The organism is Aeromonas dhakensis (genome assembly GCF_002285935.1).
Classification (GTDB): domain Bacteria; phylum Pseudomonadota; class Gammaproteobacteria; order Enterobacterales; family Aeromonadaceae; genus Aeromonas; species Aeromonas dhakensis.
This window is the reverse complement of sequence record NZ_CP023141.1, coordinates 4,231,248-4,255,076: the sequence shown is the minus strand read 5'-3', so window position 1 is coordinate 4,255,076 and position 23,829 is coordinate 4,231,248. Positions and strand designations below refer to the sequence as shown.

22 protein-coding genes, 1 tRNA gene and 1 riboswitch are annotated in these 23,829 nt (G+C 62.0%); of the genes, 11 read left to right on the top strand and 12 right to left on the bottom strand.

Annotation, left to right across the window (positions count from 1 at the left end; all coding sequences use genetic code 11):
- Positions 1–76: 76 nt before the first annotated feature.
- Positions 77–598, top strand: a complete 522-nt coding sequence (ruvC, locus tag CK627_RS19645; protein ID WP_005298649.1) for a crossover junction endodeoxyribonuclease RuvC — start codon at positions 77–79, stop codon at positions 596–598.
- A 326-nt stretch (positions 599–924) separates the two neighbouring features.
- Positions 925–1,611 carry an aquaporin Z gene (gene aqpZ, locus CK627_RS19640; RefSeq protein WP_025202032.1) on the top strand — a complete coding sequence of 229 codons (687 nt, stop codon included), beginning with the start codon at positions 925–927 and terminating at the stop codon, positions 1,609–1,611.
- Positions 1,612–1,866: 255 nt separating this feature from the next.
- Here aqpZ and CK627_RS19635 read toward each other — a convergent pair whose 3' ends face one another.
- From CK627_RS19635 to CK627_RS19625, 3 genes are all read right to left on the bottom strand, one after another.
- The gene (locus CK627_RS19635) at positions 1,867–2,616 is read right to left on the bottom strand and encodes a lytic transglycosylase domain-containing protein (protein ID WP_167385432.1); all 750 of its coding nucleotides are present in this window, start codon (positions 2,614–2,616) and stop codon (positions 1,867–1,869) included.
- A 171-nt stretch (positions 2,617–2,787) separates the two neighbouring features.
- A complete protein-coding gene (locus tag CK627_RS19630) occupies positions 2,788–4,185 on the bottom strand; it encodes an alpha-amylase family protein (protein ID WP_167385393.1) in 1,398 nt (465 codons plus the stop codon).
- 194 nt (positions 4,186–4,379) lie between these two features.
- Positions 4,380–5,543 carry a M23 family metallopeptidase gene (locus tag CK627_RS19625; RefSeq protein WP_095593165.1) on the bottom strand — a complete coding sequence of 388 codons (1,164 nt, stop codon included), beginning with the start codon at positions 5,541–5,543 and terminating at the stop codon, positions 4,380–4,382.
- Between the two features lie 428 nt (positions 5,544–5,971).
- Between CK627_RS19625 and CK627_RS19620 the strand changes: the two genes are divergently transcribed.
- Positions 5,972–6,451 (top strand): GNAT family N-acetyltransferase, encoded by a 480-nt coding sequence (locus CK627_RS19620; protein WP_005298657.1) that lies wholly within the window; start codon positions 5,972–5,974, stop codon positions 6,449–6,451.
- 4 nt (positions 6,452–6,455) lie between these two features.
- Here the strand turns inward: CK627_RS19620 and CK627_RS19615 are convergent, their stop codons facing one another.
- On the bottom strand, positions 6,456–6,998 hold the full coding sequence (locus tag CK627_RS19615) for a YceB family lipoprotein (RefSeq protein WP_005298658.1): 543 nt from the start codon (positions 6,996–6,998) through the stop codon (positions 6,456–6,458).
- A gap of 96 nt (positions 6,999–7,094) precedes the next feature.
- On the opposite strand from CK627_RS19615, the gene cls reads away from it, so the two are divergent.
- Together cls and CK627_RS19605 are read left to right on the top strand one after the other, a co-directional pair.
- Positions 7,095–8,576, top strand: a complete 1,482-nt coding sequence (gene cls, locus CK627_RS19610; protein ID WP_005298659.1) for a cardiolipin synthase — start codon at positions 7,095–7,097, stop codon at positions 8,574–8,576.
- Positions 8,577–8,671: 95 nt separating this feature from the next.
- Positions 8,672–9,934 (top strand): DUF945 family protein, encoded by a 1,263-nt coding sequence (locus tag CK627_RS19605; protein ID WP_095593164.1) that lies wholly within the window; start codon positions 8,672–8,674, stop codon positions 9,932–9,934.
- A gap of 69 nt (positions 9,935–10,003) precedes the next feature.
- On the opposite strand, the gene purU is transcribed toward CK627_RS19605, so the two are convergent.
- On the bottom strand, positions 10,004–10,840 hold the full coding sequence (gene purU / locus CK627_RS19600; protein WP_011705222.1) for a formyltetrahydrofolate deformylase: 837 nt from the start codon (positions 10,838–10,840) through the stop codon (positions 10,004–10,006).
- Positions 10,841–11,039: 199 nt separating this feature from the next.
- A riboswitch (FMN riboswitch) is annotated at positions 11,040–11,197 on the top strand.
- 105 nt (positions 11,198–11,302) lie between these two features.
- On the opposite strand from purU, the gene ribB reads away from it, so the two are divergent.
- Positions 11,303–11,956: a 3,4-dihydroxy-2-butanone-4-phosphate synthase gene (ribB, locus tag CK627_RS19595; RefSeq protein WP_005298666.1), complete on the top strand. Its 654-nt coding sequence runs from the start codon at positions 11,303–11,305 to the stop codon at positions 11,954–11,956.
- Between the two features lie 224 nt (positions 11,957–12,180).
- On the top strand, positions 12,181–12,423 hold the full coding sequence (locus tag CK627_RS19590) for an Lpp/OprI family alanine-zipper lipoprotein (RefSeq protein WP_010634682.1): 243 nt from the start codon (positions 12,181–12,183) through the stop codon (positions 12,421–12,423).
- Between the two features lie 143 nt (positions 12,424–12,566).
- Here the strand turns inward: CK627_RS19590 and CK627_RS19585 are convergent, their stop codons facing one another.
- Positions 12,567–13,415 (bottom strand): tetratricopeptide repeat protein, encoded by an 849-nt coding sequence (locus CK627_RS19585; protein ID WP_095593163.1) that lies wholly within the window; start codon positions 13,413–13,415, stop codon positions 12,567–12,569.
- Complete coding sequence (locus CK627_RS19580) at positions 13,412–14,134, bottom strand: 4'-phosphopantetheinyl transferase family protein (RefSeq protein WP_095593162.1); 723 nt, start codon at positions 14,132–14,134, stop codon at positions 13,412–13,414. The genes CK627_RS19585 and CK627_RS19580 overlap by 4 nt, the downstream gene beginning before the upstream one ends.
- Before the next feature lie 275 nt (positions 14,135–14,409).
- On the opposite strand from CK627_RS19580, the gene CK627_RS19575 reads away from it, so the two are divergent.
- The 3 genes from CK627_RS19575 to CK627_RS19565 all read left to right on the top strand — a co-directional run bounded on the left by CK627_RS19575 (position 14,410) and on the right by CK627_RS19565 (position 16,947).
- Positions 14,410–14,898 carry a C40 family peptidase gene (locus tag CK627_RS19575; protein WP_005298673.1) on the top strand — a complete coding sequence of 163 codons (489 nt, stop codon included), beginning with the start codon at positions 14,410–14,412 and terminating at the stop codon, positions 14,896–14,898.
- A gap of 151 nt (positions 14,899–15,049) precedes the next feature.
- On the top strand, positions 15,050–15,994 hold the full coding sequence (rlmF, locus tag CK627_RS19570) for a 23S rRNA (adenine(1618)-N(6))-methyltransferase RlmF (RefSeq protein ID WP_095593161.1): 945 nt from the start codon (positions 15,050–15,052) through the stop codon (positions 15,992–15,994).
- A gap of 233 nt (positions 15,995–16,227) precedes the next feature.
- Entirely contained in the window at positions 16,228–16,947 is a 720-nt protein-coding gene (locus CK627_RS19565; RefSeq protein ID WP_095593160.1) for a MaoC family dehydratase, read from the top strand.
- A gap of 93 nt (positions 16,948–17,040) precedes the next feature.
- Here CK627_RS19565 and CK627_RS19560 read toward each other — a convergent pair whose 3' ends face one another.
- Positions 17,041–18,036, bottom strand: a complete 996-nt coding sequence (locus CK627_RS19560; RefSeq protein ID WP_095593159.1) for a DUF481 domain-containing protein — start codon at positions 18,034–18,036, stop codon at positions 17,041–17,043.
- A gap of 27 nt (positions 18,037–18,063) precedes the next feature.
- Positions 18,064–18,981: a L,D-transpeptidase family protein gene (locus CK627_RS19555; protein ID WP_042050486.1), complete on the bottom strand. Its 918-nt coding sequence runs from the start codon at positions 18,979–18,981 to the stop codon at positions 18,064–18,066.
- A gap of 416 nt (positions 18,982–19,397) precedes the next feature.
- On the opposite strand from CK627_RS19555, the gene CK627_RS19545 reads away from it, so the two are divergent.
- Positions 19,398–19,487, top strand: a tRNA-Ser gene (locus CK627_RS19545).
- Between the two features lie 240 nt (positions 19,488–19,727).
- Here the strand turns inward: CK627_RS19545 and CK627_RS22985 are convergent.
- The 3 genes from CK627_RS22985 to CK627_RS19535 all read right to left on the bottom strand — a co-directional run bounded on the left by CK627_RS22985 (position 19,728) and on the right by CK627_RS19535 (position 23,801).
- Positions 19,728–20,042 carry a hypothetical protein gene (locus CK627_RS22985; RefSeq protein ID WP_217349753.1) on the bottom strand — a complete coding sequence of 105 codons (315 nt, stop codon included), beginning with the start codon at positions 20,040–20,042 and terminating at the stop codon, positions 19,728–19,730.
- 126 nt (positions 20,043–20,168) lie between these two features.
- Entirely contained in the window at positions 20,169–20,555 is a 387-nt protein-coding gene (locus CK627_RS22980; RefSeq protein ID WP_217349752.1) for a hypothetical protein, read from the bottom strand.
- 117 nt (positions 20,556–20,672) lie between these two features.
- The gene (locus CK627_RS19535) at positions 20,673–23,801 is read right to left on the bottom strand and encodes a multidrug efflux RND transporter permease subunit (protein ID WP_095593158.1); all 3,129 of its coding nucleotides are present in this window, start codon (positions 23,799–23,801) and stop codon (positions 20,673–20,675) included.
- Between the last annotated feature and the right edge of the window lie 28 nt (positions 23,802–23,829).

Genomic DNA, 23,829 nt, shown 5'->3' with positions numbered 1-23,829 from the left:
CCTGCCGGGCGAGCCAAGCGCTGGCTTGTTTGCTATCTTGGCGAGCAGAAACGGCCTTCAGAGCAGCAGCGAGTCTATGAGCATTATTTTGGGGATAGATCCGGGTTCACGCATCACAGGTTACGGGGTCATTCGCATCGTGGCGGGCAAGGCGGAGTACCTGGGCTCGGGCTGCATCCGCACCGACCTGGGGGAACTGCCGTCGCGCCTCAAGCAGGTCTATGACGGGGTGAGCGAGATCATCACCCAGTTCAAGCCGGACGAGTTCGCCATCGAGCGGGTCTTTATGGCGCGCAATGCCGATTCCGCTTTGAAGCTGGGTCAGGCTCGCGGCAGCGCCATCGTGGCGGCGGTCAATGCCCTGCTGCCGGTGAGCGAATACTCGGCCACCCAGATCAAGCAGGCGGTGGTGGGCACCGGCGGCGCCGCCAAGGAGCAGGTGCAGCATATGGTGACCCACCTGCTCAAGCTCTCGGCCACCCCCCAGGCGGATGCGGCGGATGCCCTCGGGGTGGCGCTCTGCCACTTCCATACCCGCCAGATCCTGATCAAGATGGCTGGACGCAGCACGGGATCGGTGCGCGGTCGCTACCGCTGAGCCGCGCATACCGCCGTGATAGCGGCACTATCGGGCAACCGGCCATGCACCGGCGGGTTGCTTCCTCTGGCTGCGGTGGCTGTCGGCAGAAGCCTCAAAAGGGTCACTTTCTGTCGCACCTCCTCTTCACCGAGAAGGGCAGCCTGATCGGTCGCTAACGACAATCCTCTCAGTTAATCAACGGCTTGTGATGCATATCACGTTTTATGGCCGTGCCCCCCTCCCTTCGCATGCCCGATCCTGACTCCCATAATATGCGCCGGCCGCGTGGTGCGGCCCGGTGAGCCCTGGGCTCCCGCTTCATCCATCATTGGGAGAGTCGAGAAGTGAAACCTTTTGCAGCTGAATTCATGGGCACCTTCTGGCTGGTGCTGGGGGGCTGCGGCAGCGCCGTGCTGGCCGCCGCCTTTCCGAACGTCGGCATCGGCCTGCTCGGCGTGGCGCTGGCCTTCGGTCTGACCGTGCTGACCATGGCTTACGCCATCGGCCATATCTCGGGCTGTCACCTGAACCCAGCCGTGACCATTGGCCTGTGGGCCGGCGGTCGTTTTCCGGCCTCCGGCGTGCTGCCCTACATGGTCGCTCAGGTGCTGGGCGGGATTGCTGCCGCGGCTGTGCTCTATGTGATTGCCAGCGGTCAGGCCGGTTTTGACCTGGCGGCGGGCTTTGCCTCCAACGGCTATGGCGAGCACTCCCCGGGCGGCTACAGCATGCTGGCGGCGCTGGTGTGCGAAGTGGTGATGACAGCTTTCTTCCTGTTCGTCATCATGGGCGCCACCGACAGCCGGGCCCCGGCCGGGTTTGCCCCCATCGCCATCGGTCTGTGCCTGACCCTCATTCACCTCATCAGCATTCCGGTGACCAATACCTCGGTCAACCCGGCGCGCAGCACGGGTGTGGCCTTCTTCGTGGGGGACTGGGCACTGAGCCAGCTGTGGCTGTTTTGGGTTGCGCCCATCGTCGGTGCCATTCTGGGTGCATTGGCCTATCGCGCGATCGCGACCAAAGCCTGATCCGTCAGGGCAACAAAGTGTGGTATCGACACGCCCCCGGGCGTGTTTTTTCGTTTCTGGCGGGTACAAAAACGGGCCGCAAGGGCCCGCAGGGTTGCTTGGTCATCGGCAAGAGGAGAGGGGCTACAACCCCTTGGCGCTCAGCATGTCCTTGTAGCGCTGGCGCAGCAGCTGCACCCGTTCCACACATAGGAATAGGTGCGGGTTTCGGCCATATGGGAGGGAGTGCCACCCTGTTTGTGACTTGCCAGGGGCTTACAACCCCTTGGCGCTCAGCATGTCTTTGTAGCGCTGGCGCAGCAGTTGCACCCGCTCTACGTAGGCGCGGGTTTCTGCGTAAGGGGGTATGCCCCCATGCTTTTGCACCGCGCCGGCACCGGCGTTGTAGGCCGCGGTGGCCAGCGCTACGTTGCCACCATACTGCTTGAGCAGCCCCGCCAGATATTTCACCCCGCCGAAGATGTTCTGCTCCGCCAGCATGGCATTGCCCACCCCCAGCTCCCGCGCCGTGGCGGGCATCAGCTGGGTCAGTCCCATGGCTCCCTTGCGGGATACGGCGAGGGGGTTGAAGGCGGACTCGGCGTGGATCAGCGCCCGGATGAGGGCCGGCTCCACCTGATAGGCCTTGGCCGCCGCCTGGATGGTGCTGGCGTAGTCATAGAGAAACAGGCCGGTGGTATGCCAGTTGACCTTGGAGTCGGGGTCGCAGGCGTAGCAGTCGTTGAACAACAGCAGCTCGTAGCGGCCCTGATCCGGCATCACGTCCGAGTAGCGCACCACGCCGTTTTTCTGCACCGACTTGTAGACCTGGATCTGGCGGGTACCGGGCGGCAGCGGGGGGCTGGCCGGCTCGGGCGGTGGCAGCACCCCCGGAGTGCGCATGGTGACGGGGGGCGCCGCGGGGGGCGGGGCCGGCGGCTCGGCGGTGAGGATCACCACCTCGGCCGGGGCGGGTGTCTGGCTCCAGCCGGGCGGGGAGAACAGCGGGATCAATACCATCAACATCCATGCTTTCAACGGCTTGCTCCTTCAGCCTCGTTAGCCTTGTTGAGTAAAGCATCACGGCGCGGGCAGAACAAGCCCGCCCTGACCGACCCGTGCACCCGACCGAGAAAATAGCGGCGGCAGACCAAATAAAAGGCCGCCCATTGGCGGCCTCGCACGGCAGTTGCCGGTTTACTCCTGCAGCCAGAGGCGGGCGCTGCGGGCGGGAATGGCGACCCGGACCCACTGGCTCTGCACGTTGACCACGGCGCTCTGGTCGAGCACGTCCCGGTAGTTGCGATACCAGTTCATCTCGAACTTGGCGGTATCGAGCCAGTACTCCTGCTCGTAGTCGCACTTGTTGATGCCGACCAGCCCCTGCTTGCCGCGCTTGAACAGCACGAAACAGTCGCCGCTGCCGACCAGCTGCATGGGTTGGCCTTGCACCGCGTTGTGGAAGCGGATCATCCCCTTGAGGTCGCTGCGCAGGTAATAGTCCTGCCAGCGCAGCCCGTCCTTGGCCTGGGTCTCGCCGTGATCCGAATAGACCAGCGGCGAGCCGCCGTCGCGACCAAGCAGGTAGGCGTAGGCCAGCTTCTCGTCGGTCGGGTTCAGGATCTGGTAGCGAAAGCCGTCGTTGGTGGGAATGTCGTGGGTGATGGCGAAGGTGACCGCCCGGCTGCCCGGCAAGGCCTGGCCGTAAGCACCGGGATCCGCCAGCAGGTTCATGCTGCCGCCATAGCCGAGCGCCCCGCGCAGGGAGGCGAACAGCGGGAAGTCATAGGCACCCTGGCCGCTGCTGTCGAGGTAGGGCTTGAGGAAGCGCTCGTAATCGTTGCTGCCGGCGCCGCCGGTGGTTATCACCTCGCCGAACACGTGCATCCCCTGCTTTATCTCCGGGGTGAACACGGCGTTGATCTGGTAATCGCTCATGTGCTTGACCGCATCGACCCGAAAGCCCTTGATGCCCATCCCCTTGAGCGCCTTGAGGTAGGCCTGCTGCTGGTTCACCACCCAGTTGTTGGGGTCGAGATCCGGCAGCCCCTTGTCGCCGGCACCGCCGCACAGCCGCCAGAATTGCACGTTGCCCGGATCGCTCCAGTCGCTGATGCACCCTTCCGGATGGAAGTCCTGGCCGGCCAGGAAGTTCTGGCCCAGATCGCCAAACAGCTTCTGCCGCTCGAAATAGCCGGGGTTGGCGGCATAGCTTTGCAGCAGCTCGCTGCCGGGGTAGTTGAGATCGCTGCGCTTCCAGCTCTCGTTGGCCATGTGGTTGAGCACCACGTCCGCGTAGACGGCGATGCCCCGTGCCTGCATGGCGGCGATAAGCTGCTCGAGATCCTGCTTGTTGCCAAGGGGTGTATCGATGAGGCGCAGATCCTGGGGTTGGTAGCGTGCCCACCACTCGTTGCCCGATGACTTGAGGGGCGGCGAGATGAGCACCTGTTTGTAGCCGGCAGCCTTGATGAGATCGGCCTTGGCGGTGACTTCACTGTATTTCCAGTTGAAGGCGTGCAGTATGACGTCGGCATGTGCCAAAGGAGCGATCAGCATGCCTGCGATCGCCCAGATTCCCGCTGTGTGTTTCATTATTGTCAGTCCTTTTATTGGGTGCCCTGATGGGCACCCAGAGCCTCACACCAGCCTGGCTGGCCGGCAATCGCCAGGCGGCGATTTTGTGAGCACTTTCAAAGCGGACTGTGCGGATCTGTGACGGCTTGCAAAAAAACGCACAGATCTCATCATTACTGATTTTTCAATCACTTAGCAGGTTGTATTGCAACTCAGTCGACCCCGTTGTTGTAGAGCGGCTGCCAGGCACAGTAGCGCTGGCCATTGCGCTGGTTGTAGAGCCAGAAGCGGTTGCAGTTGTCGTCGTAGTTGCTGGCGCCGACGTTGACGGCATAGCTGCTCAGCTTCTGTCCCTGCAGGGACTGGAACACCCCGTTGTAGAGCAGGGAGAAGTGCAGGTGCGGGCCGGTGGAAGAGCCGCCCTCGCACAGGGCCTCGTTGCGGTTGCTGGCATAGGTGCCGATGGGGGTGTCGGCGGCCACGTAGTCGCCGCTGCGCACCGAGATCCCGCTCATGTGGTAGTAGTTGGTGGCCCAGCCGTTGGGGGCGGTGATTCGCACCTGGCAGCGGGAGAAGACGGTGACGGTGCCGCTGTTGGCGGCGGTGACCGTGTAGGTGGCGCCGCCCCAGCCCGGCCAGTCGTAGGAGACGTCGATGGAGGAGTAGGGGTAGCCTGAGCCGGTATGGGAGTGGGCACCGTTGGCCTTCCAGCTGTAGCCCTGGCGCCAGGGCAGCTGGAACTGGCCGCCAGCCAGCGGTACCGCGGGCGCAGCCGCGCCGCCCCCGGGGGAGGTCATGGCATCCTGGCCGAACAGGGTCCGCCACTGCTCACCGAGCTGCTGCTGCACTGGCGCGCTCAGCAGGCTGGCGAGGGCGGCCTGGTGCGCGGCTTGCGGCGCCAGGGCGGGGGCGCGGCGCGGGCTGAGCTGCAGCTGGGCGCGGGCCTGGTAGAAGCGCTCGGAGAGCTGGCGCGCCATCAGCTCCAGCTGATTGTCAAAGCCCCTGGCCTTCACCAGCTTGGCGAACGGCGCCGCCATGGCCTGCTCGGAGGGGGCCGAGATGAGCTGGCTGCTCGTCTCCATCAGGGCCAGCAGCAGCTGGGGGTTGAGGCTGGTGATGCCGCTCCAGTGCAGGATAACCTCCTCCTTGGGTAGCAGGTGAGGCGCCTGTTGCAGCAAGAAGTCGTGCAGATCGAACGCCATGGCCGCCTCGCCGAACACGAAGTGGGCCTCATCCAGGGGGAGTGCCGAGGGCTGGCCAGCGGCAAGCTGCTGCGCCGTGAAGTGATAGGGGGCAAGCGGGACATGGATGTCGCCGGCCCAGCTGGCGGCGGGCAGCAGGGCCAGCAGCAACAGGGAGGGGATCGGTCTGGACATGATAGCTCCTTGGCAAAGTGGTGAGGTGTCGGTGTGGGGGTGACCCCACGCGGGCAACAACAGCGCGATGCTATGCCAAGGTTTCACCATAGGGCGAAATGGTGAAGTTGCTATTCGAATGGAGCTTTTTGTGTAGGGCGCTGACGAGAATGACTTGTTAATAAATGTTTACATGATCTGTTTGTAGAGCCAAATCAGTGAGTTGCGGGTCATCAAATGGCGAGCTGCCGTAAAGGGCCAGGAGAAGGGACAAACAGTGTCTGCCTCGGGTTTGCCGTGCTAGGATTGCGGTTTGCCGCCGCGCCGGCAGCATGTTAAAAAGTATGCAACTTGGTGTGGTTATTGGCTTTTTTGTTACTAAAAGCCGTGATATCTTCATGCTGGTCGGATCTCTTCGACCAACAACTTCTGTGCGAGGATCTGGCCGGATGGCCAGGGATGAAACGAGTGTGATAGGCAAACGGGCGATGGAACTCACGTTCGAAGAGTACTGCGATGCGGATCTCTCCCTGATCAGGGACTACTACGAAACCACTTTCTCCCACTACGTGCCGGATCTGGCCGAGCGGATCTTCGTGGTACGCGACGCCCACTGGCTGGTGGGAGCCGTGCGCCTGCGCGACGAACAGGATTACTATCACCTCTGCGGCTTTCGCCTGTTGCCCCACTACCAGTCGCTGGGGTTGGGGTCTCGCCTGTTGCAGCACGCCTGCAGCGATCTGCTGGACAAGCCGGTAATCTGCCAGGCCTTGCCGTTCGAAAAGCCCTTCTACCTCAAGGCCGGCTTTGCCGACCTGCCCCTGCACGAGCTGGAGGGGCCGCTCTTCTCCCTTTATGACCAGCAGCGCGAACAGGGTTACCAGATCGAGCTGCTGGTGCGCCAGGCCAAGGCCCCGGTCTACAACTGAACCGTCACTGGGGCTTGGTCAGCAGATGGATCTTGCCCGGTGACAGCTCCAGCCCCAGCAGATTCTCCTTCAGCCAGGCCTGATTCGGATCCTTGGCATCGAGCCGGTAGACCGGTTGGGTCTCCAGCCGCTTCTCCATGCTCTGCAGCAGCATGCCGAGCATGAAGCCGAACTTCTGCTGCGCCGCCTCAGGCTCCAGCTTGTATTCAATCAACTTCATGTTGTCGAGGAACAGGGCGCTCTGCGCCTTGTCGTAACGCGGCCTCGCCTCGTAGGCCATGTTCAGCCTGGCGTCGTATTCGGTGTTGTCCGGCAGGGCGATCTTGAGCTTGCCCTTGCCGTAGACCCGGGCGGTGTCCGGGCTCTGACGTCCGATCTGCACGTCGCTCTGCTCGAGCTGCACATGGGCCTTGATGATGCCGGGCAGCTCCAGCTGTTTGTTCACTTGCACCTGGGATTGCAGGTACTGGTTTATCTGTTGCTCATTGATGTCATATGAGCCTTGACCTAGCATGGCCAGACTGAGCAGCATAGATGACAGGATCATGCTAACGACCTGATTGAATGGGTGTGTCTTACAGCATACCATCCTGCTTTCGTGGGATCTGCCCACCGCTTTCACCCCTGTGTAAAAGGAGTTCTCGTGATCAACGGTCTGGAGCACGACATCCAACTGCTGTTTTCCCAGTTCCTGGGCTGGTTGCTGCTGCTGTTTCACACCGTGATCGTGGCGGGGGTCTCATTGCGGGTGGTGATGAAGCGACGCCCCATCGGGGTCTCGCTCGCCTGGCTCGCCCTCATCTATGCCATCCCGTTTGCCGGGGTCGGCTTCTACGTGCTGTTTGGCGAAATTCGCCTCGGCCGGCGGCGCGCCGAGCGGGCCCAGGCCATGTACCGCCCTTACGCCATCTGGATCCGCCAGCTGGCCCGCCTCTTCCCTCAGCACTGCTGCGAGGTGGGGGAGAAGGCCCAGCCGCTGCACGATCTGATCCAGGGACGGCTGGCCATGCCGATGCTCTCCGGTAACCGGATGACGCTGCTCAGCAAGCCGGAAGCCATCCTGCGCGAGATAGTGCGCGACATCCGACAATCCTCCCAGTCCTGCTACCTGGAGTTCTACATCTGGCACCCGGGCGGCGACACCGACGAGGTGTGTGAAGCCTTGATGGAAGTGGCGGCGCGCGGCGTGGATTGTCGCTTGCTGCTCGATTCCATGGGCAGCAAGACCTTCTTCCGCTCGCCCTGGCCTAAGAAGCTGCGCAAGGCGGGGGTCAAGCTGGTGGAGGTGCTGCCGGTCGGGGCCTGGCGCATCCCGTTCCAGCGCCAGGATTTGCGCATGCACCGCAAGCTGGTGGTGATCGACGACCGGGTCGGTTACACCGGCTCCATGAACATGGTGGATCCCCGCTTCTTCAAGCAGAACGCCGGGGTCGGCCAGTGGGTCGACATCATGATCCGGGTACAGGGCCCCATGGTACCGCTGATGTGGTCCATCTTCGTCTGGGACTGGGAGATGGAGACCGGCGAGCGGCTGCTCGACAGCCTGCAGCACGAGCCGGAGGCCTGGCCCCAGAGCAACTACCGGGCCCAGCTCATCCCGTCCGGCCCCTTCGTCGGCGGCGACTGCATCCAGCAGAGCCTGCTGCTGGCCATCTACCAGGCCCGCCACCATCTGGTGCTGACCACCCCCTACTTCGTACCGGACGATCCGCTGGCGGCGGCGCTCTCCTCGGCGGCGGCCCGCGGTGTGCAGGTGCAGCTGGTGCTGCCGGCGCGCAACGACTCCATCATGGCCAATTACGCCTGCAATGCCTTCATGGAGGAGTTGCTGGAGGCGGGGGTGGAGATCTACCGCTACGACGCCGGCCTGCTGCACACCAAGAGCGTGCTGGTGGATGACGACTTCGCCCTGGTGGGGACGGTCAACCTGGATCGGCGCAGCCTCTGGCTCAACTTCGAGGTGACCCTGCTCATCGACAATCCGGTGTTCGTCGCCGAGATGACCCAGCTGGTGCAGGGCTACATGGTGGAGGCGACGCCCATGTCGCTGGCCAAGTGGCGGGCACGCCCCTGGTACAAGAAGGCAATGGAGAACATGTTCTATCTGTTCAGCCCCTTGTTGTGACATCACTTAATTGTGGCCGGCGCCGAATTGCGCTTGCCTCCCCCCGAACTTGCCCCGTAGAGTGCGGCAATCACTCCCTGGAGAACGGAATAAAGATGAAGAAGCGAGTAGCGCTGGCCGTCACGGCGGCCTTGGTGGTGGGTGGGCTGGGTGCCTGCTGGTACACGGGCAACGCGTTCGACCGCATCATGGCCGAGCAGATCGCCAAGGTGAAGCAGGAGAGCGGCATCGAGCTGAGCTGGCAGCCGGGTTCGAGCAACCTGTTCACCCGCGACGGCGTGCTGAAGATGGTGATCACCTCGCAGACCCTGGCCAGCCTGGATGGTCAGCTGGAGGGGAGCGAGCCGGTCGAGGTGCAGTTCATCGTCGACAGCCGCATCCTGCCGCTCTACATCAAGAGCAACATGCTGCTCGACACCAGGCAAGGTTCGCTGGCGCCCGTGTTCAACGCCTTCAAGATGGAACCGTGGCAGTTTGGCATCGAGTCGGTCAGCAGCCTGTGGACCTCCAGCAACAGCAGCCGCTTCTGGGCCAACGAGTTCAAGGTCAAGCAGGGGCTCGACGAGTTCAGCTTCCTGCCGATGAAGGGTGACTATCACGGTGATCTGGAAGGCAATGGCCACCTCACCTTCCACTGGCAGGGGATGACCCTGCACGAAGAGCAGAACAAGATGGACATGGTGGTGGCCGAGCTCAAGGGCAGCGCCGACATGGCCGAGATCCGCGGGATCTGGCTCTCTCCCCGCAGCGACATGACCCTCTCCGCGCTGTCGGTACAGCTGCCGGACAACGTCAAGTTCTCCCTGCAGGGGCTGACCTCCGAGACCCAGCTGGCTGGGGATGATGCCCAGACCCTCTCCAGCAGCTACCAGATGAAGGTGGATACCCTCAATCTGGAGAACGAGGCGGACAACCTGGCGCTGACCCAGAGCAAGCTGGCCCTCAATCTGAAGGGGCTGGATCTGGAAGGCTATCAGGCGCTGCAGGCCTCCAGCGGCCAAGGCGTTGAAGAGGAAGCGATCCAGCAGGCGCTGGACAAGATGCTCAAGCGTGGCGCCACGCTGGAGCTGGTGGACTTGAGCTCTCACCTCAACGGCGAACCGGTGGCCATGAAGGGCGACATCAAGCTGGCGAGCACCTCGCTCGAGCAGCTGTTCAACAGCGAAGAGGGGATGCACGCTCTCTCCGGCCTGCTGCACGCCAACCTGAGCGGCAAACTGGGCAAGGCGGTGCCGCAGCTGGCACCCATGCTGGATCAGTTCGCCGCCATGGGGTATCTCAAGGCGGACAAGGAGCAGCTGACGGCCGAGATCAAGCTCGACAAGGGCGCCATGACCATCAACGATCTGCCGCTCTGATTGACGTCGCGTCAGTGCACATGGAACAAAGGCTCCCGCGGGAGCCTTTGTCGTTTTCAGGGGCCGGAATTACTTGAACACCACAGTCTTGTTGCCGTAGACGAACACCCGTTCGTTCAGCACCAGCTCCAGCGCCCGGCTCAGCACGGACTTCTCCACGTCGCGGCCGGCCTTGGCCATGTCGTCGGCACTGAAGGTGTGATCGACGTGGATCACGTCCTGCTCGACGATGGGGCCCTCATCCAGATCGTCGGTGACGAAGTGGGCGGTGGCGCCGATCAGCTTGACCCCGCGATCGAAGGCCTGGCGATAGGGGCGGGCACCGATGAAGGCGGGCAGGAAGGAGTGGTGGATGTTGATGATCTTGCGCGGATAGGCCTCGACGAAACTCGGGGTCAGCACCCGCATGTACTTGGCCAGTACCACGTAGTCGGGCTGGTAGCCGTCGATGATGGCGCGCACCTGCTCTTCATGCTCGGTGCGGCTCAGATCCTCGTGACTGACGGTGTGGAACGGAATGTCGAACTTGCCGGTCAGCTCGGCGAGGGTGTCGTAGTTGCCGATCACCGCCACTATGTCCATGTCCAGCGCACCGGCGTAGTTCTTCATCAGGATGTCGCCGAGGCAGTGGGTCTCCTTGGTCACCAGAATGACGATGCGCTTCTTGCCGGCCTTGACCAGCCGGCGCTGGGCACCGGCGGGCAGGGCATCATCGAGATCCGCCAGCAGGGTCTCGTCGTTGAAGCGCCCCTCCAGCTCGGTACGCATGAAGAAGCGGCCGTTTTCGTGATCCACGAACTCGTCGTTCTTGTTGATGTTGAGCTGGTGCTTGTAGCAGATGTTGGTGATCTTGGCGATGAGGCCCTTGGCGTCCGGGCAGTCCGTCAGCAGTATTTTCTTTTCCATCTCTGTCATGATTCCGTTGGTGTTGTTGGCGCCTGAGTCTGCGCAGGCCGCGCGTTTTTTCTGGCACTATGCCACAAACAAAATCAGAAAGGACAGCGCGCCGTGCATCCGGGCGATCCGTGCCCCGGAGCAGGCATGCTATTCATCCTTGATGGGTTTTGTGCTGGTATCCGGCGCCGTTTTTCTTTAGGCTGTCTGCGCTTATTCTCAGGGCGGGGTGAAATTCCCCACCGGCGGTATCCCGATCTGACTCGGGGAGCCCGCGAGCGCCCGACCCGGTTTTCAGCCGGGACGGGGTCAGCAGATCCGGTGAGATGCCGGAGCCGACGGTCACAGTCCGGATGAAAGAGGATAAGACAGACTATTGCAGGCAAGCCCCCCGCGGGCCGGCCGCCGCATGCCTATCTCTGTCTGCCTTTCCATGCCCTGATTCTGGTCCTTGTCTTGTTTAGGAGTCTTACCATGAATCAGTCTCTTCTCAGTGAATTTGGTGATCCCATTGCCCGTGTCGAAGCGGCGCTGGCAGCTCTGCGTGCCGGCCGCGGCGTGCTGGTGGCCGACGATGAAGATCGGGAGAACGAAGGGGATCTCATCTTCGCCGCCGAATCCATGACCAATGAACAGATGGCCATGATGATCCGCGAGTGCTCCGGCATCGTCTGCCTCTGCCTGACCGACGAGCGGGTACGCCAGCTCGAACTGCCGATGATGGTGGAGGCCAACTCCAGCCACTATCAGACCGCCTTCACCGTGACCATCGAGGCGGCGCAGGGGGTGACCACCGGCGTCTCGGCGGCCGATCGCATCACCACCATCCGGGCCGCCATCGCCGATGGTGCCAGACCCTCCGACCTGCACCGCCCGGGCCACGTCTTCCCGCTGCGGGCCCGCACTGGCGGGGTGTTGACCCGCCGCGGCCATACCGAAGCCACGGTCGATCTGATGCAGCTTGCCGGGCTCAAACCCTTCGGTGTGTTGTGCGAATTGACCAAGGAAGATGGCTCCATGGCCCGCTTGCCGGATCTGGTGGCATTTGGCCGCCGCCATGACATGCCGGTGCTGACCATCGAGGATCTGGTGCAGTATCGTCAGTTGCTGTCAGAACGTTCAGCCTGAGCCTCATACGAAATTGTAATAAGCACAAAATTTGGTTACGCTTTGTGCGAACCTCATCCAGTGACCCTTATTTTTGACTGAACTTTGCACAAAAAGTGTACGTTTAAAAAAAAATGAGGGTTTTAATGCATTTATCTGTGATGGGGCCTATCCAAACTATGATTTTTTTGTGCCATAATCACGCCGCTTGCTAAACGTCTGGCGAGTTAAAGGGAGCTTTTAAAATGAAAAAAATGTTGTTGGTAGGTGTTGTTGGTCTGTCCGCTCTGCTGGGCGGTTGTGCAAACACCAGCGAACTGGAAACTTCCGTTCAGAATCTGTCTAACAAAGTTGACCAACTGGCTCAAGATGTTAGCGCTGTTCGTGCTGATCAGTCCAAGATCGCTGCTGATGTTGCAGAAGCCAAGCAAGAAGCTATGCGTGCTAACCAGCGCATCGACAACATGGCTACTTCCTACAAGAAGTAATCCATGCGAAAAAAATGGCGCAGTTATGCGCCATTTTTTTTTGCCTGAAATTCATCAAATTCCCGCATTTTCCTCGCTGATCCCCGCCTGACAAGGCAATGCCGATCGCTCGGCATCACCCCGTTGCTCATCTTCTTTTCAAGTCAGTAGAGCAGGCTGTAGAGCTTGCGACGGTAACCCTGTGCCGCCGGGTTGGATCCCATGGTAGTCAGGATGTCGAGATAGGTCTTCTTGGCATCGCCGAAGGCGAGATCCCGCTTGAGGATGGTGAACAGCAGCGCCAGCGCCTCTTCCTGGCGGCCGGCCTGGCTGTATTGCACCGCCAGCTCCTGGGCCAGGGCAAAGTTGTCAGGCTCCTGCTGGTGGCGGGCTTCCAGCGCTCGCAGCTCCGGGCTGTCCGCGGCCTGTTGGGCCAGCGCCAGACGGGAGACAAGCGTCTGGTAGTGGTCATCCTGGGCGATCATCGGGATCTTGCCGAGCAGCTCCTGAGCCTCATCCAGCAGATTGAGATCGAGTGCCGCCTGGGTCAACCACAGACTGATGTCGTGGCGATCCGGCGCCAGCTGATGGGCCTTGCCGAAGTGGCCATAGGCCATGCTCGTCTGGCCGTCCGCCAGTGCCTGTTGCCCCTGTTCGAGCAGCAGCTCCTCCTCCTTGGGGGCGAAGGCGGCGAAATAGCCGCGCAGGGTGGCCTCGTCCTGCGGGCCTTCCAGAATGGCCTGCTCGTCAGGGCGGCCCTGATGGAACAGCACCAGCGCCGGCAGGGCGCGCAGGCCGAGCTGACCGGCCAGCGGTTGCAGCTGCGGATCGTTCATGTCGACCTTGGCCAGGGTCACCTGGGGATTGGCCGGGCCGACCAGCGCCTCCACTAGCGGGGTCATGGCCTGACACTCCGGCATCTGGGGGGCGTGGAAATAGATGACGATCGGCTTTTTCATGGAAGCATCGATCAGGGCGGCTTGGAAATTCTGGGGATTGATGTCGACGATCATGAGGCTGACTCTTGGAAAATGGTGTGAGTTAACATGGGGTTGATGGGCACAGAATTCAAGCTGCCATCGAGTAGCCAGCCATTGACGGTCAGGGTTGGTGCGGCCAGGCTGAGCCAGCCCTGGCCGACGGGCCAATCCTGCACCCGGTAATCCTGTTCATCGAGCTGGTTGTCGAGCCGCCACGCTTCCTCAGGCACGAAACGCACCTTGTCGAGGCCGGCGGCGATGCCGGCGCCGTGGGCCTTCAGCACCGCCTCCTTGCGCGACCAGAGCCGATAGAAGGCCGACTCTTGCTCCGCTTCGGGCAGGGCGAGCAGCCACTCATATTCACTGCGTGCATAAAAGCGGCGCGCCAGCGGCAGAGTCTGGCGGCGGCGCTGACCCATCTCGATGTCGACCCCGAGCGGGCCGGCGGCGCAGAGGGCGATCACCAGCCAATCCCCGCTGTGACTGAGGTTGAACTGCCAGCGCCCGTCGCCCAGCACAGGTTTGCCGTGCGGGGTGCTGGCAAATTGCAGTGCATCGGGGTTGCACTGCAGGCGCTCGGCCAACAGCCGTCGCAGCAGCCCGCGGCTGAGCAGGTACTCCTGGCGGCGTGCCGGCTGACCGATGGACTGCCATATCTGCCGTTCAGCGGGGGAGAGCAGGGTCTGCAGCAGAGTCAGCTGCTCGGCGTCGACCTTTGCCGGTTTTAACAAATAGAGATCCACGGAGATCATAATTTTTCACTTTAAAAGAGCGGCGAAACAGCGATAAAAGTCAGTTTAATCCGGTCAGGACGGCCTCTTTCGAGATTGTATATTGTTTGGCCACGATCACATTAATCAGGAAAAATAATGCATTTCCTTGCAGAAATGTGAGGTCGATAGGGATTTTCGCTTGCCTCGATAGAATTCTTGGATATAGTCGGGTGCTGTTGCCTTATAAATTGCCCGTTCGGGCCGTATTTTAACAAGTTTTACTATTTTGCGGGGATAAAGGATTGCGCCACCTGATGCTACTGCTGGTCGCGCTCGGAATGGTGGGTTGTGCCTCGGCACCCCAGCCCGAGGTCGCGAGCAAGATCGAAGTTTCCATGATGGAACCCGTAATTGAACCGGAAGCTTCACAAACCCCAGATGTAAACGAAATCCTGACTGTATACAAAGAGTGGCGCGGCGTTCCTTACCGCATGGGAGGCAGCAGCCAGCGTGGCATCGATTGTTCCGCCTTTGCCCGTGAAGTGTTCCGCAACGCCGTCGGCATCGAACTTCCCCGTGATACCCGCTCCCAGGTCCATGAAGGCACCCGAGTCTCCAAGCAGGATCTGGTCGAAGGTGACCTGGTCTTCTTCAAAATCAATCGCCGCCTCAACCACGTCGGCATCTATGTGGGCAATGGCGAGTTCATCCACGCCTCCACCCGGGCCGGGGTAACCCGTTCCAAGCTCGACAGCTCTTACTGGCGCAGCAAGTTCTGGCAGGCACGCCGGATCGACATCTGAGTCAGGCTGGACAAACGGCTCGCAGTACGGACTGTTTTTCCAACCTCACTTGAACCGGGCTCCTGCAGCCCGGTTTTTTATGGCTGCGATTTAGACTTTCGGGTGCCGAATCACTATAGTGTGGGCCCGTTTTTTCCCCGGTAGGCCCAGCATGAAGACCCGTTCAGACCATAAATCCGGATTGCACCCGCGCAATCGCCACCAGGCTCCCTACGACTTTGCCGCGCTCTGTCTGCGCACTCCCGAGCTGCAGCCCTTTGTCTTCGTCAATCCCTACGGCGCCAGCACCATCGACTTTGCCGACCCCGCCGCCGTCAAGGCGCTGAACAAGGCCCTGCTGGCGCTGCATTACGGCATCCAGCACTGGGATCTGCCGGCCGGCTACCTCTGTCCGCCCATCCCTGGCCGGGTGGACTATCTGCACAGAGTGGCCGACCTGCTGGCCGAGAGCGCGGGCAAGGTGCCGACCGGCAAGGGCGTGCGGGTGCTGGATGTCGGGGTGGGGGCGAACTGCATCTACCCCCTGCTGGGCGCCCGCGAATATGGCTGGCGCTTCGTCGGCTCCGACATCGATCCGGTGTCGGTCAAGGCTGCCTCTCTGCTGGCCAACAGCAACGGGCTGGGCAGCCAGATCGAGTGCCGCCTGCAGGGCAGGGCCGGCGACATCTTTCAGGGCATAGTGGCGCCGCGCGAGCGTTTTGCGCTGACCCTCTGCAACCCTCCCTTTCACGCGTCGCTGGCGGAGGCGAGCAAGGGGACGGAGCGCAAGCTGCGCAATCTGGGCAAGGAGGTCAAGGACAAGCCGGTGCTCAACTTCGGCGGCCAGAAGGCCGAGCTCTGGTGCGAAGGGGGAGAGGCCGCCTTTCTGGCCGCGATGATCAACCAGAGCCGGGCCTTTGCCGAACAGTGCCTCTGGTTCAGCTCGTTGGTATCGAAAAAGGAGAATCTGCCGGCGGCGAAGAAGGCGCTGACCCGGGTCGGTGTTCGTCAGGTGCGGGTGCTCGAGATGGCGCAGGGCAACAAGGTGAGCCGGGTGCTGGCCTGGACCTTCTTCGATGAGGCAGGGTGCCGCGAGTGGTGGTCAGCAGCGCGCTGATCTCCACACAGGCCCGTGACGGGCCTTTTTCATCTCAATGCCAGCATGAACGGATAAAAAATAGGCAATCGTTTTCTTCGTTGGTTCATCATGCTGTTATGTAGCTATCCTGTAGTGATTTTTGCCTTGGTACAGCTGTACGCCGAGATTTTTTTGCACTTTCAGCTGTAACTTTAATAAAATAGGACTGGTTAGACCTCTTTACAGGCTTTGAATCGAATAGGGATCGGTACATGAAAGTTGTCGATTTTCTGAAGCGCAAGCGCGAAATTCTGGCGCAGCACCCCTTTGAGCTCAAGGATTGGCTCTCTCCGGCTATCCGCGACTATTGGCGTGAGTTTCAGCAAAAGGCACACCTCCACCCTCTGCTGGGGCGAGTGCTGGATTTGCAGGGCGACAGCCAGTCCATGCTGCAGCAGCAGGGCGCGGCCCAGGCCGTCAACGGCCAGCCCGTGTCACCGCAAGAGTCGATCATCGAACTCGACGGTGAGGCGGCGACCCTGTTTGCCACCTTGCAGGCGCGCATCGGTGAAGAGACCCACGTGGGCGAATGGCTGCATGTCAGCCAGCAGATGATCGATCAGTTTGCCGCCGTGACCGGGGATCATCAGTGGATCCACACCAACCCCGAGCGTGCGGCGGCCGAATCGCCGTTCAAGACCACCATCGCCCACGGCTTCCTGACCCTGGCCCTGCTGCCGCAGCTGACCGGCTCGGTGGACGAGGCCAATCCGGAGTTTCCGACCGCCCGCATGGTGGTGAACTTCGGTCTGGATCAGGTCCGTTTCCCGTACCCCATCAAGGTGGACAGCAACATCCGCGCGCGCACCAAGCTGGCTCGGGTTACCCCGATCAAGGGCGGGTTGGAGCTGCTCAAGGAGATCAAGGTGGAGATCGAGGGGGTACGTCGCCCCGGCTGCGTCATCGAGTCTGTCACCCGACTCTACTTCTAGGCCGCGGCTCACCCCCAGCCTTGCCAAAAATCAGGCCCACCTAGGTGGGCCTGATTTTTTTGTGGCTGCTGGGTCATCGGTGATCGGCCTGGCTCAGAAACTGGCTCCCAGAGTGAGCAGGTGGCGCCACTCTCTGCCGTTATTCAGCTCTAAGCCCGGGATATTGATACGATTATCTTCCCAGTCGAGCTCGCTTGACCAGGAGAGGCGCAGATGATCGTTGAAGTAGTAGCGCATCCCCAGGCTGCCCTGCACCGCCTGCTCCCGGGTGAAATAGGGTGAGGGTTGGTCCAGATAGCGCTTGTAGCCGCCCTTGCTGAACAGCTCCAGTTGCTCCGACCAGAGCGCAACAGGTTGACGATAGTCCCAGCCAAGGCCCAGCAGGGGATAGTTGATGATCCTGTCGTTGAACAGGCCGATGATGAAGAGGGTGTTGATGTCATCCGGTCTGAAGTAGGAGCGCTCCAGCCCGGCCTGGCCGATCAGCTCCAGTCGCCGCCGCTTGTCGTTCCAGAACCGGTAACCCGGGCCGGTCACATAACCCACATCCATGTATTCGGGGTTCAGCATCTGGTATTGAAAGTCGATGGCTGATCGTAAAAACCAGCGTTGGTCGAAGAAGAAGTCCAGCATGGGCTTGAGTCGATACTCGTGGCTGTTGGTGACGTTGTTGGCGGTCTCGTAGATGTACTCCCCGTCCAGCGTATAACGCCAGTCGAGGTTGGCCACCTCGGTGGATGCCTTCAGGTTGACGTTGTTGGTCTTCTTGTCGCTGTGCTTGAGCTTGACGTTCAGATCGCCGCTGCCGCTCCACAGCCAGGCTTTCGGGTCATCCGGCGTCAGGGCGAGCAGGGTAATGCCGCTCTTGACGGTTGGTTTCGGCTTGTCCTGCTTCTCGATGCGCCAGCGCTTGACCGCCTCGCGCTTGACGGTGACGGGCTCACTGTAAGGGAGCGCGATGCGCACCTCCTCGTCACCTATCTCCTCTATGGTGCCGGTCAGCCGGTCACCGTTGTCCATCCAGAGGATGTCGGCCAGAGCCGCCGGGCTCAGCAGCAGGGCAAACAGGCAAAAAACGCGGTAGCTCATGAAGATCCTCGTGAACATGGTTGGCTATCAGCCGCTGACGGGACGGGGGATGCCGTTCTTGCTGTTGAGCGCGCTGGCGGCCTTGTCACCGTCGACTTCCGGCCTGGCGATGAAGGCCTGCGCCTCGGCGGAGAGGATCAGCGGGGCGCCCTGTTTCAGCTCCAGTTCGGTGCGGGAGAGGGGAGAGTGAACCTCCAGCCAGTGGCGGCCATCGGGCTCGATGGCGGTCTTGACCGGCTGGTTGATCACCCGCACCTGAGTGCCGACGGGGACAATCTTGAACAGGGCCTCGATGTCGTCAGGACGCAGTCGAATGCAGCCGGCACTGACCCGCAGGCCAACGCCGAAATCCTTGTTGGTGCCGTGAATGAGATAGTCCCGCTTGCCATAGCCAAGGCGCATGGCGAACTTGCCGAGGGGGTTGTCTGGGCCTGGTGGCACGACCGCCGGCAGGGTGATCCCTTTTTGTTCCAGCCAGGATTTGCGCACCATGGGGCCAGGCACCCAGGTTGGATTGGGGTTCTTGGCAATGATGGTGGTGGTCATTTCGGGAGTCTCCCGCCCTATGTCACCGATGCCGATGGGCAGCACCATCACCTCGTTCTTGCCCTTGGGGAAATAGTAGAGGCGCAGCTCCGGCAGATTGATCACTATGCCTTCGCGGGGCACGTCCGGCAGCAGCATCTGGGTCGGCAGGGTCAGCCGGGTGCCCGGCTTGGGCAAATAGGGGTCGACTCCCGGATTGGCTTCCAGCAGCGCCAAAAAACCAATCTGGGTGTGCTTGCCGATGAGCTCGAGATGTTCATCTGGCTGGACTATGTAGTCCTCCAGCTCGCCGATCAGGCGGCTGCCTGCCGGGGGCAGTGGATAGGTGGTAGCCAAGGCCGGAGCCGTCAGCAGGCTGGCGGTCAGTGCCAGCAATGAGAGGGTTCGTGCGATGAACATGTACTTCCTGTCTGATTGGATGAGAGGCCGCGCCGCGACCTCCTGGGAAAAAGGGGGAAATTGTCAGTCAAATGCGCGCCGATTGCCAGCCTGGCCGACAAGGGCTGCAGCCGGGTCCCTGCACGGCAATCCGTCATGTTGACCCTGTCTTGCCTGTTTTTAATGCAAAGCCAAGTCATCTGCAATGAGCAGAGGAACGCTGACTGGAGGGGGATGGCGGTTCAGCGCCATCGAATGCACGGGACGCAATGCAGGGGGCTGATCGCCCTGGATTGAGTACCAGTACCGGGAGCGACAGGCTCGGACGCCCGTTTGCCTGGTGTGTACTTATCTGCTGGTTTTGTGTGCAGTTGTTTGATCTTTAAAGAGATTCAAGTTGATTTCCAGAGGCGGCTCCGGTAACAATGAAGCCCCGTGGAGAGATGCCGGAGTGGCCGAACGGGATTGACTCGAAATCAATTGTGGCAGCAATGCCACCCAGGGTTCGAATCCCTGTCTCTCCGCCATCTTCAAGGCCCAACCTGTCTGACAGGTTGGGCTTTTTCATTTTGTGATTTTTATAGTACGCCATTAGAAGGTGCTCCCGAACCCCGCCCCTGGTTCATAGACTGTTGCCTCCCTGCACCTCTGTCCGCCTCCATTGCGTCCATGTTGGCAATGGAGGAAGCCGTCAGACCGATGCTGAGACAGAGTCCCAGCAGGGCCAGCGTTGCTGGCATCCTGACATTGGGATGGTGAAAGTCCACCTAGGTCAGATAGCAGAGTGCGGCCGCAGAGATTGCCAGCGATGAGCTGGCGACGGTGCGCAGGCTACAGAGGTTGAAGAGGTAACCTGCGTTCGGGCCGCCCACGGCGGCTGCGGCCATGATGGGGATGATGAACATGCCGGCTTGTAGTGGCGTGTTGCCCAGCACGTATTGCAGCTCCTGCGCCAGGGTCAGCTCGACCCCCGCCAGGGCGCCGAGGATAAGCAGCAGCGCCTGGCCCAATCCCCAGCTACCCGACGTCGTCCGTTCGATTGGCGGCAATAGGATGAATACCAGCGGCGCAACCAACAGCATGACCGGGACATAGATCAAAAAGGTCGATCCCCGTCAGTAGTGGGCCAGCCGCACTCCGCCGATCAACGGTCCGAGAACCGCCCCGCAGCCCTAACTGTTTCCCACAGGCCCAGCGCAATGGCGCGCTCATTTTCCTCTTGGAAGGTGCAGCGAATGGTGCCAAACACACCCGGCATGATCATCGCGCCCACTAGGGCCAGCAGCCCCTGTGCACTGGTGAGCATGGCTGGCGTCGGCGCAAAGGCGGCCAGCAGGGAAGCCATCCCGAAGATGGCAAGCCCGGTCGGTGAGCAGCACACGCCGGTTGCCGATACGATCCGCCAGAGTGCCCATGGCCACCAGCAGTCCCGGCATCAGCAGCGGATAGATGTCGATGATCCACAGTACCTCGGTAGCGGATGCACCGAGGGCCTGGGTCAGCGAAGGTACGGCAATGTGCAATATGGTCATGTCGATGACTACCGGCAAGAAGGCCAGGAGTACCAGCCAGCGGCGTTGAGTGTCAGAAAACATGGCGTGGCTCCTCCGTAATGGTGGGTGAATGAGGACTGGCAACGCAGACCTCAACCAGGGCTGTCTGGCGGCCCTCGTTCAGGCCGTACAACAGGCTCAGGGGACAGAGCCCGGCCATTACTGCTCTCCCCATTGCTTAGCACGCCGGGCCCGCCAGACTTGCAGGCGCTCCTGCGCCCCGATGATGAAGACAAAGAAGACCGGCACAAAGAAGATGGCCAGCAGGGTGCCGCTGATCATGCCGCCGAACACGCCGGTGCCGATGGCATGCTGGGTCTCCGCGCTGGCACCGCTGGCGACCATCAGCGGTACCACGCCGAGGGTGAAGGCGAGCGATGTCATCAGGATGGGGCGCAGACGCAGGCGTGCGGCGGTCACCGCGGCATCAAGCAGCGAGCGTCCTTCGCCGTGCAACTGGCGGGCAAACTCCACGATCAGGATGGCGTTCTTGGCCGACAGCCCGATGATGGTGATCATGCCCACCTTGAAGAAGACGTCGTTGGGCATGCCGCGCAACATCACCGCCGCCACGGCACCGAGCAGGCCCAGGGGGACCACCAGCATCACGGAGAGCGGGATGGACCAGCTCTCGTAGAGCGCGGCCAGCACCAGGAAGACCACCAGCGCCGACAGCAGCATCAGCATGGGGGCCTGGGCCGCCGACTGGCGCTCCTGCAGCGATTGGCCCGTCCAGGCCAGGGCAAATCCTGGCGGCAGCTGTGCCACCAGACGCTCCATCTGTGCCATTGCAGCGCCGCTGGAAACCCCGGGTGCGGCACTCCCGGAGAGGCGTACGGCAGGGAAGCCCTCGAAGCGCATCATCTGCTGCGGCGACTGGTGCCAGGTTGGCGTCACCACCTCCCGCAGGGGCACCATGCCGCCGCTGGCATTGCGCACCCGCAGGCTGAGCACGTCATCGAGTTGCATGCGCGCCTTGGCGTCGGCTTGCAGAATGACCTGCTGCATGTGCCCGCCGTTGGGGAAGTCGTTGATGTAGAGCGACCCCATCGCCGCCGACAGGGTGCTGCTCACGCTGGTGAACGAGAGTCCCATGGCCTCGGCTTTCTGCCGGTTAATCTCGAGGTGAATGCTCTCGCCGGGGGGCAGGCTGTCCGGATAGACATCGCTCACCACCTCGCTTTGGGTGGCCAGTGCCAGCAGTTGCGCCTGGGCGGCCAGCAGCGCGGCGTCCCCCTGGTTGGCCCTGTCCTGCAGGAAGAGCGTGAAACCCGAAGAGGTGCCCAGTTCGTCGATGGCGGGCGGCAGCAGGCTCATCACTGTGCCTTCATGGCTGTTGGCCATGGCGGCCTGTGCCAGCTCTGCCTCTTCGGCAGCCGTGGCGCCATGACGCTGATCCCAGTCTTTGAGCATGGTGAAGGCCATGGCCGCATTGGGGCCGGCGCCGGAGAAGCTGAAGCTCTGCACCACCAGGTTGGTGTCGAGCGCCTCGCGAGAGGCCACATGGGCCTCGAACTCCTTGATGACGGCCAGGGTGCGCTCGCTGGTGGCACCGGTCGGCAACTGGATGGAGGTCATGAAGTAGCCCTGATCCTCGTCCGGCAGGAAAGAGGAGGGCAGCTGGGCGGCGGCGATGGCCAGCACGGCGCAGAGGGCGATGAAGGCCGCCATCATGCGTCCGCTGCGCCCGACCAGGCGGGTCACCCGCGCTCCGTAGCTCGCGGTGAGGCGCTCGACGCCCCGGTTGAAGGCACCGAAGAAGCCGCGCTTCTCATGATGACTCGGGCTGACCGGGCGCAGCAAGGTGGCGCAGAGTGCGGGCGTCAGGGTCAGGGCGAGGAAGGCCGAAATGAGGATCGAGACCGCCATCGACAGGGTGAACTGCTGGTAGATGACCCCCACGGAGCCGCTGCCGAACGCCATGGGGATGAACACCGCCGTGAGCACCAGGGTGATGCCGATCACCGCCCCGGTGATCTCCTTCATGGCTCGCGATGTCGCCTCTCGGGGCGATAGCCCCTGGGTGGCCATCAGGCGCTCGACGTTCTCCACCACCACGATGGCGTCGTCGACGATGATGCCGATGGCCAGCACCATGCCGAACATGGTCAGGGAGTTGATGGAAAAGCCGGCGAGCAGCATTACCGCGAAGGTGCCGAGCAGGGCGATGGGGGCGACGATGGCCGGGATCAGGGTGTAGCGCAGGTTCTGCAGGAAGAGGAACATCACCAGGAACACCAGCACCATGGCTTCCAGCAGGGTGTGGATCACCTTGTCGATGGAGACCTTGACGAAGGGGGCCGAGTCGAACGGGATGGAGTAAGCCATGCCCGCCGGCAGGGTGGGGGCGAGCTGGGCGAGACGGGTGCGCACCGCATCGGCGGTGCGCACGGCGTTGGCACCGGGGGAGAGCTGGATGGCGGCGCTGGTGGCGGCCACGCCGTTCTCGCGGTTGGCAAAGGCGTAGGATTGTGCCCCCAGCTCGACCCGGGCGACATCACCCAGCACCAGCTTGGCGCCATCAGTACCGGCTCGCAGCACGATGGCGGCGAACGCCTCGGGGGTCGTCAGTTGGCCTTGCACCGTGAGGGGGACCGTCAGGCGCTGGCCAGGCAGGGCGGGTTCGTCGCCGAGGCGCCCAGGCGCTATCTGCACGTTCTGCTGCTCGATGGCCTGTGCCACCTCGCTGATGGTCAACCCAAAGGCGGCGAGCTTGCCCGGATCCACCCATATTCGCATGGCCTGCTCTGCGCCGAACAGCTGCACCCGTCCCACGCCCTCGATGCGGCGCAGCTCCTGGACGATATTGCGGGCCATGTAGTCGTTCAGCGCTATTTCATCGAAGCGGCCATCCGGTGAGGTCATGCCGACCATCATCAGAAAGCCGGACGAGGCGGACTCCACCTGCAGGCCGTTTTGTCGTACCGCCTGTGGCAGCCGGGGTTCGACCGCCTTGATGCGGTTTTGCACGTCCATCTGGGCCAGCTCGGGGTCGGAACCCGGCTTGAAGGTGGCGGTGATCTGCGCGCTGCCCGAGGCGTCCACCGACGACTCGAAGTAGAGCAGGTTCTTGACTCCCGACAGCTCGCGCTCGATCAGGCTCACAACCGCATCGTTCAGGGTCTGCGGCGTGGCGCCCGGATAGGTGGCATAGAGGGTCACCGACACCGGCGCCACCGAGGGATAGCGGGAGATGGGCAACTTGGGAATGGCGATGACCCCCGCCAGTACGATGAAGAGGGCTATCACCCAGGCAAACACCGGGCGATGAATGAAAAACTGCGGCATGAAATGTCTCCGATTCAGCGGGTGTGGG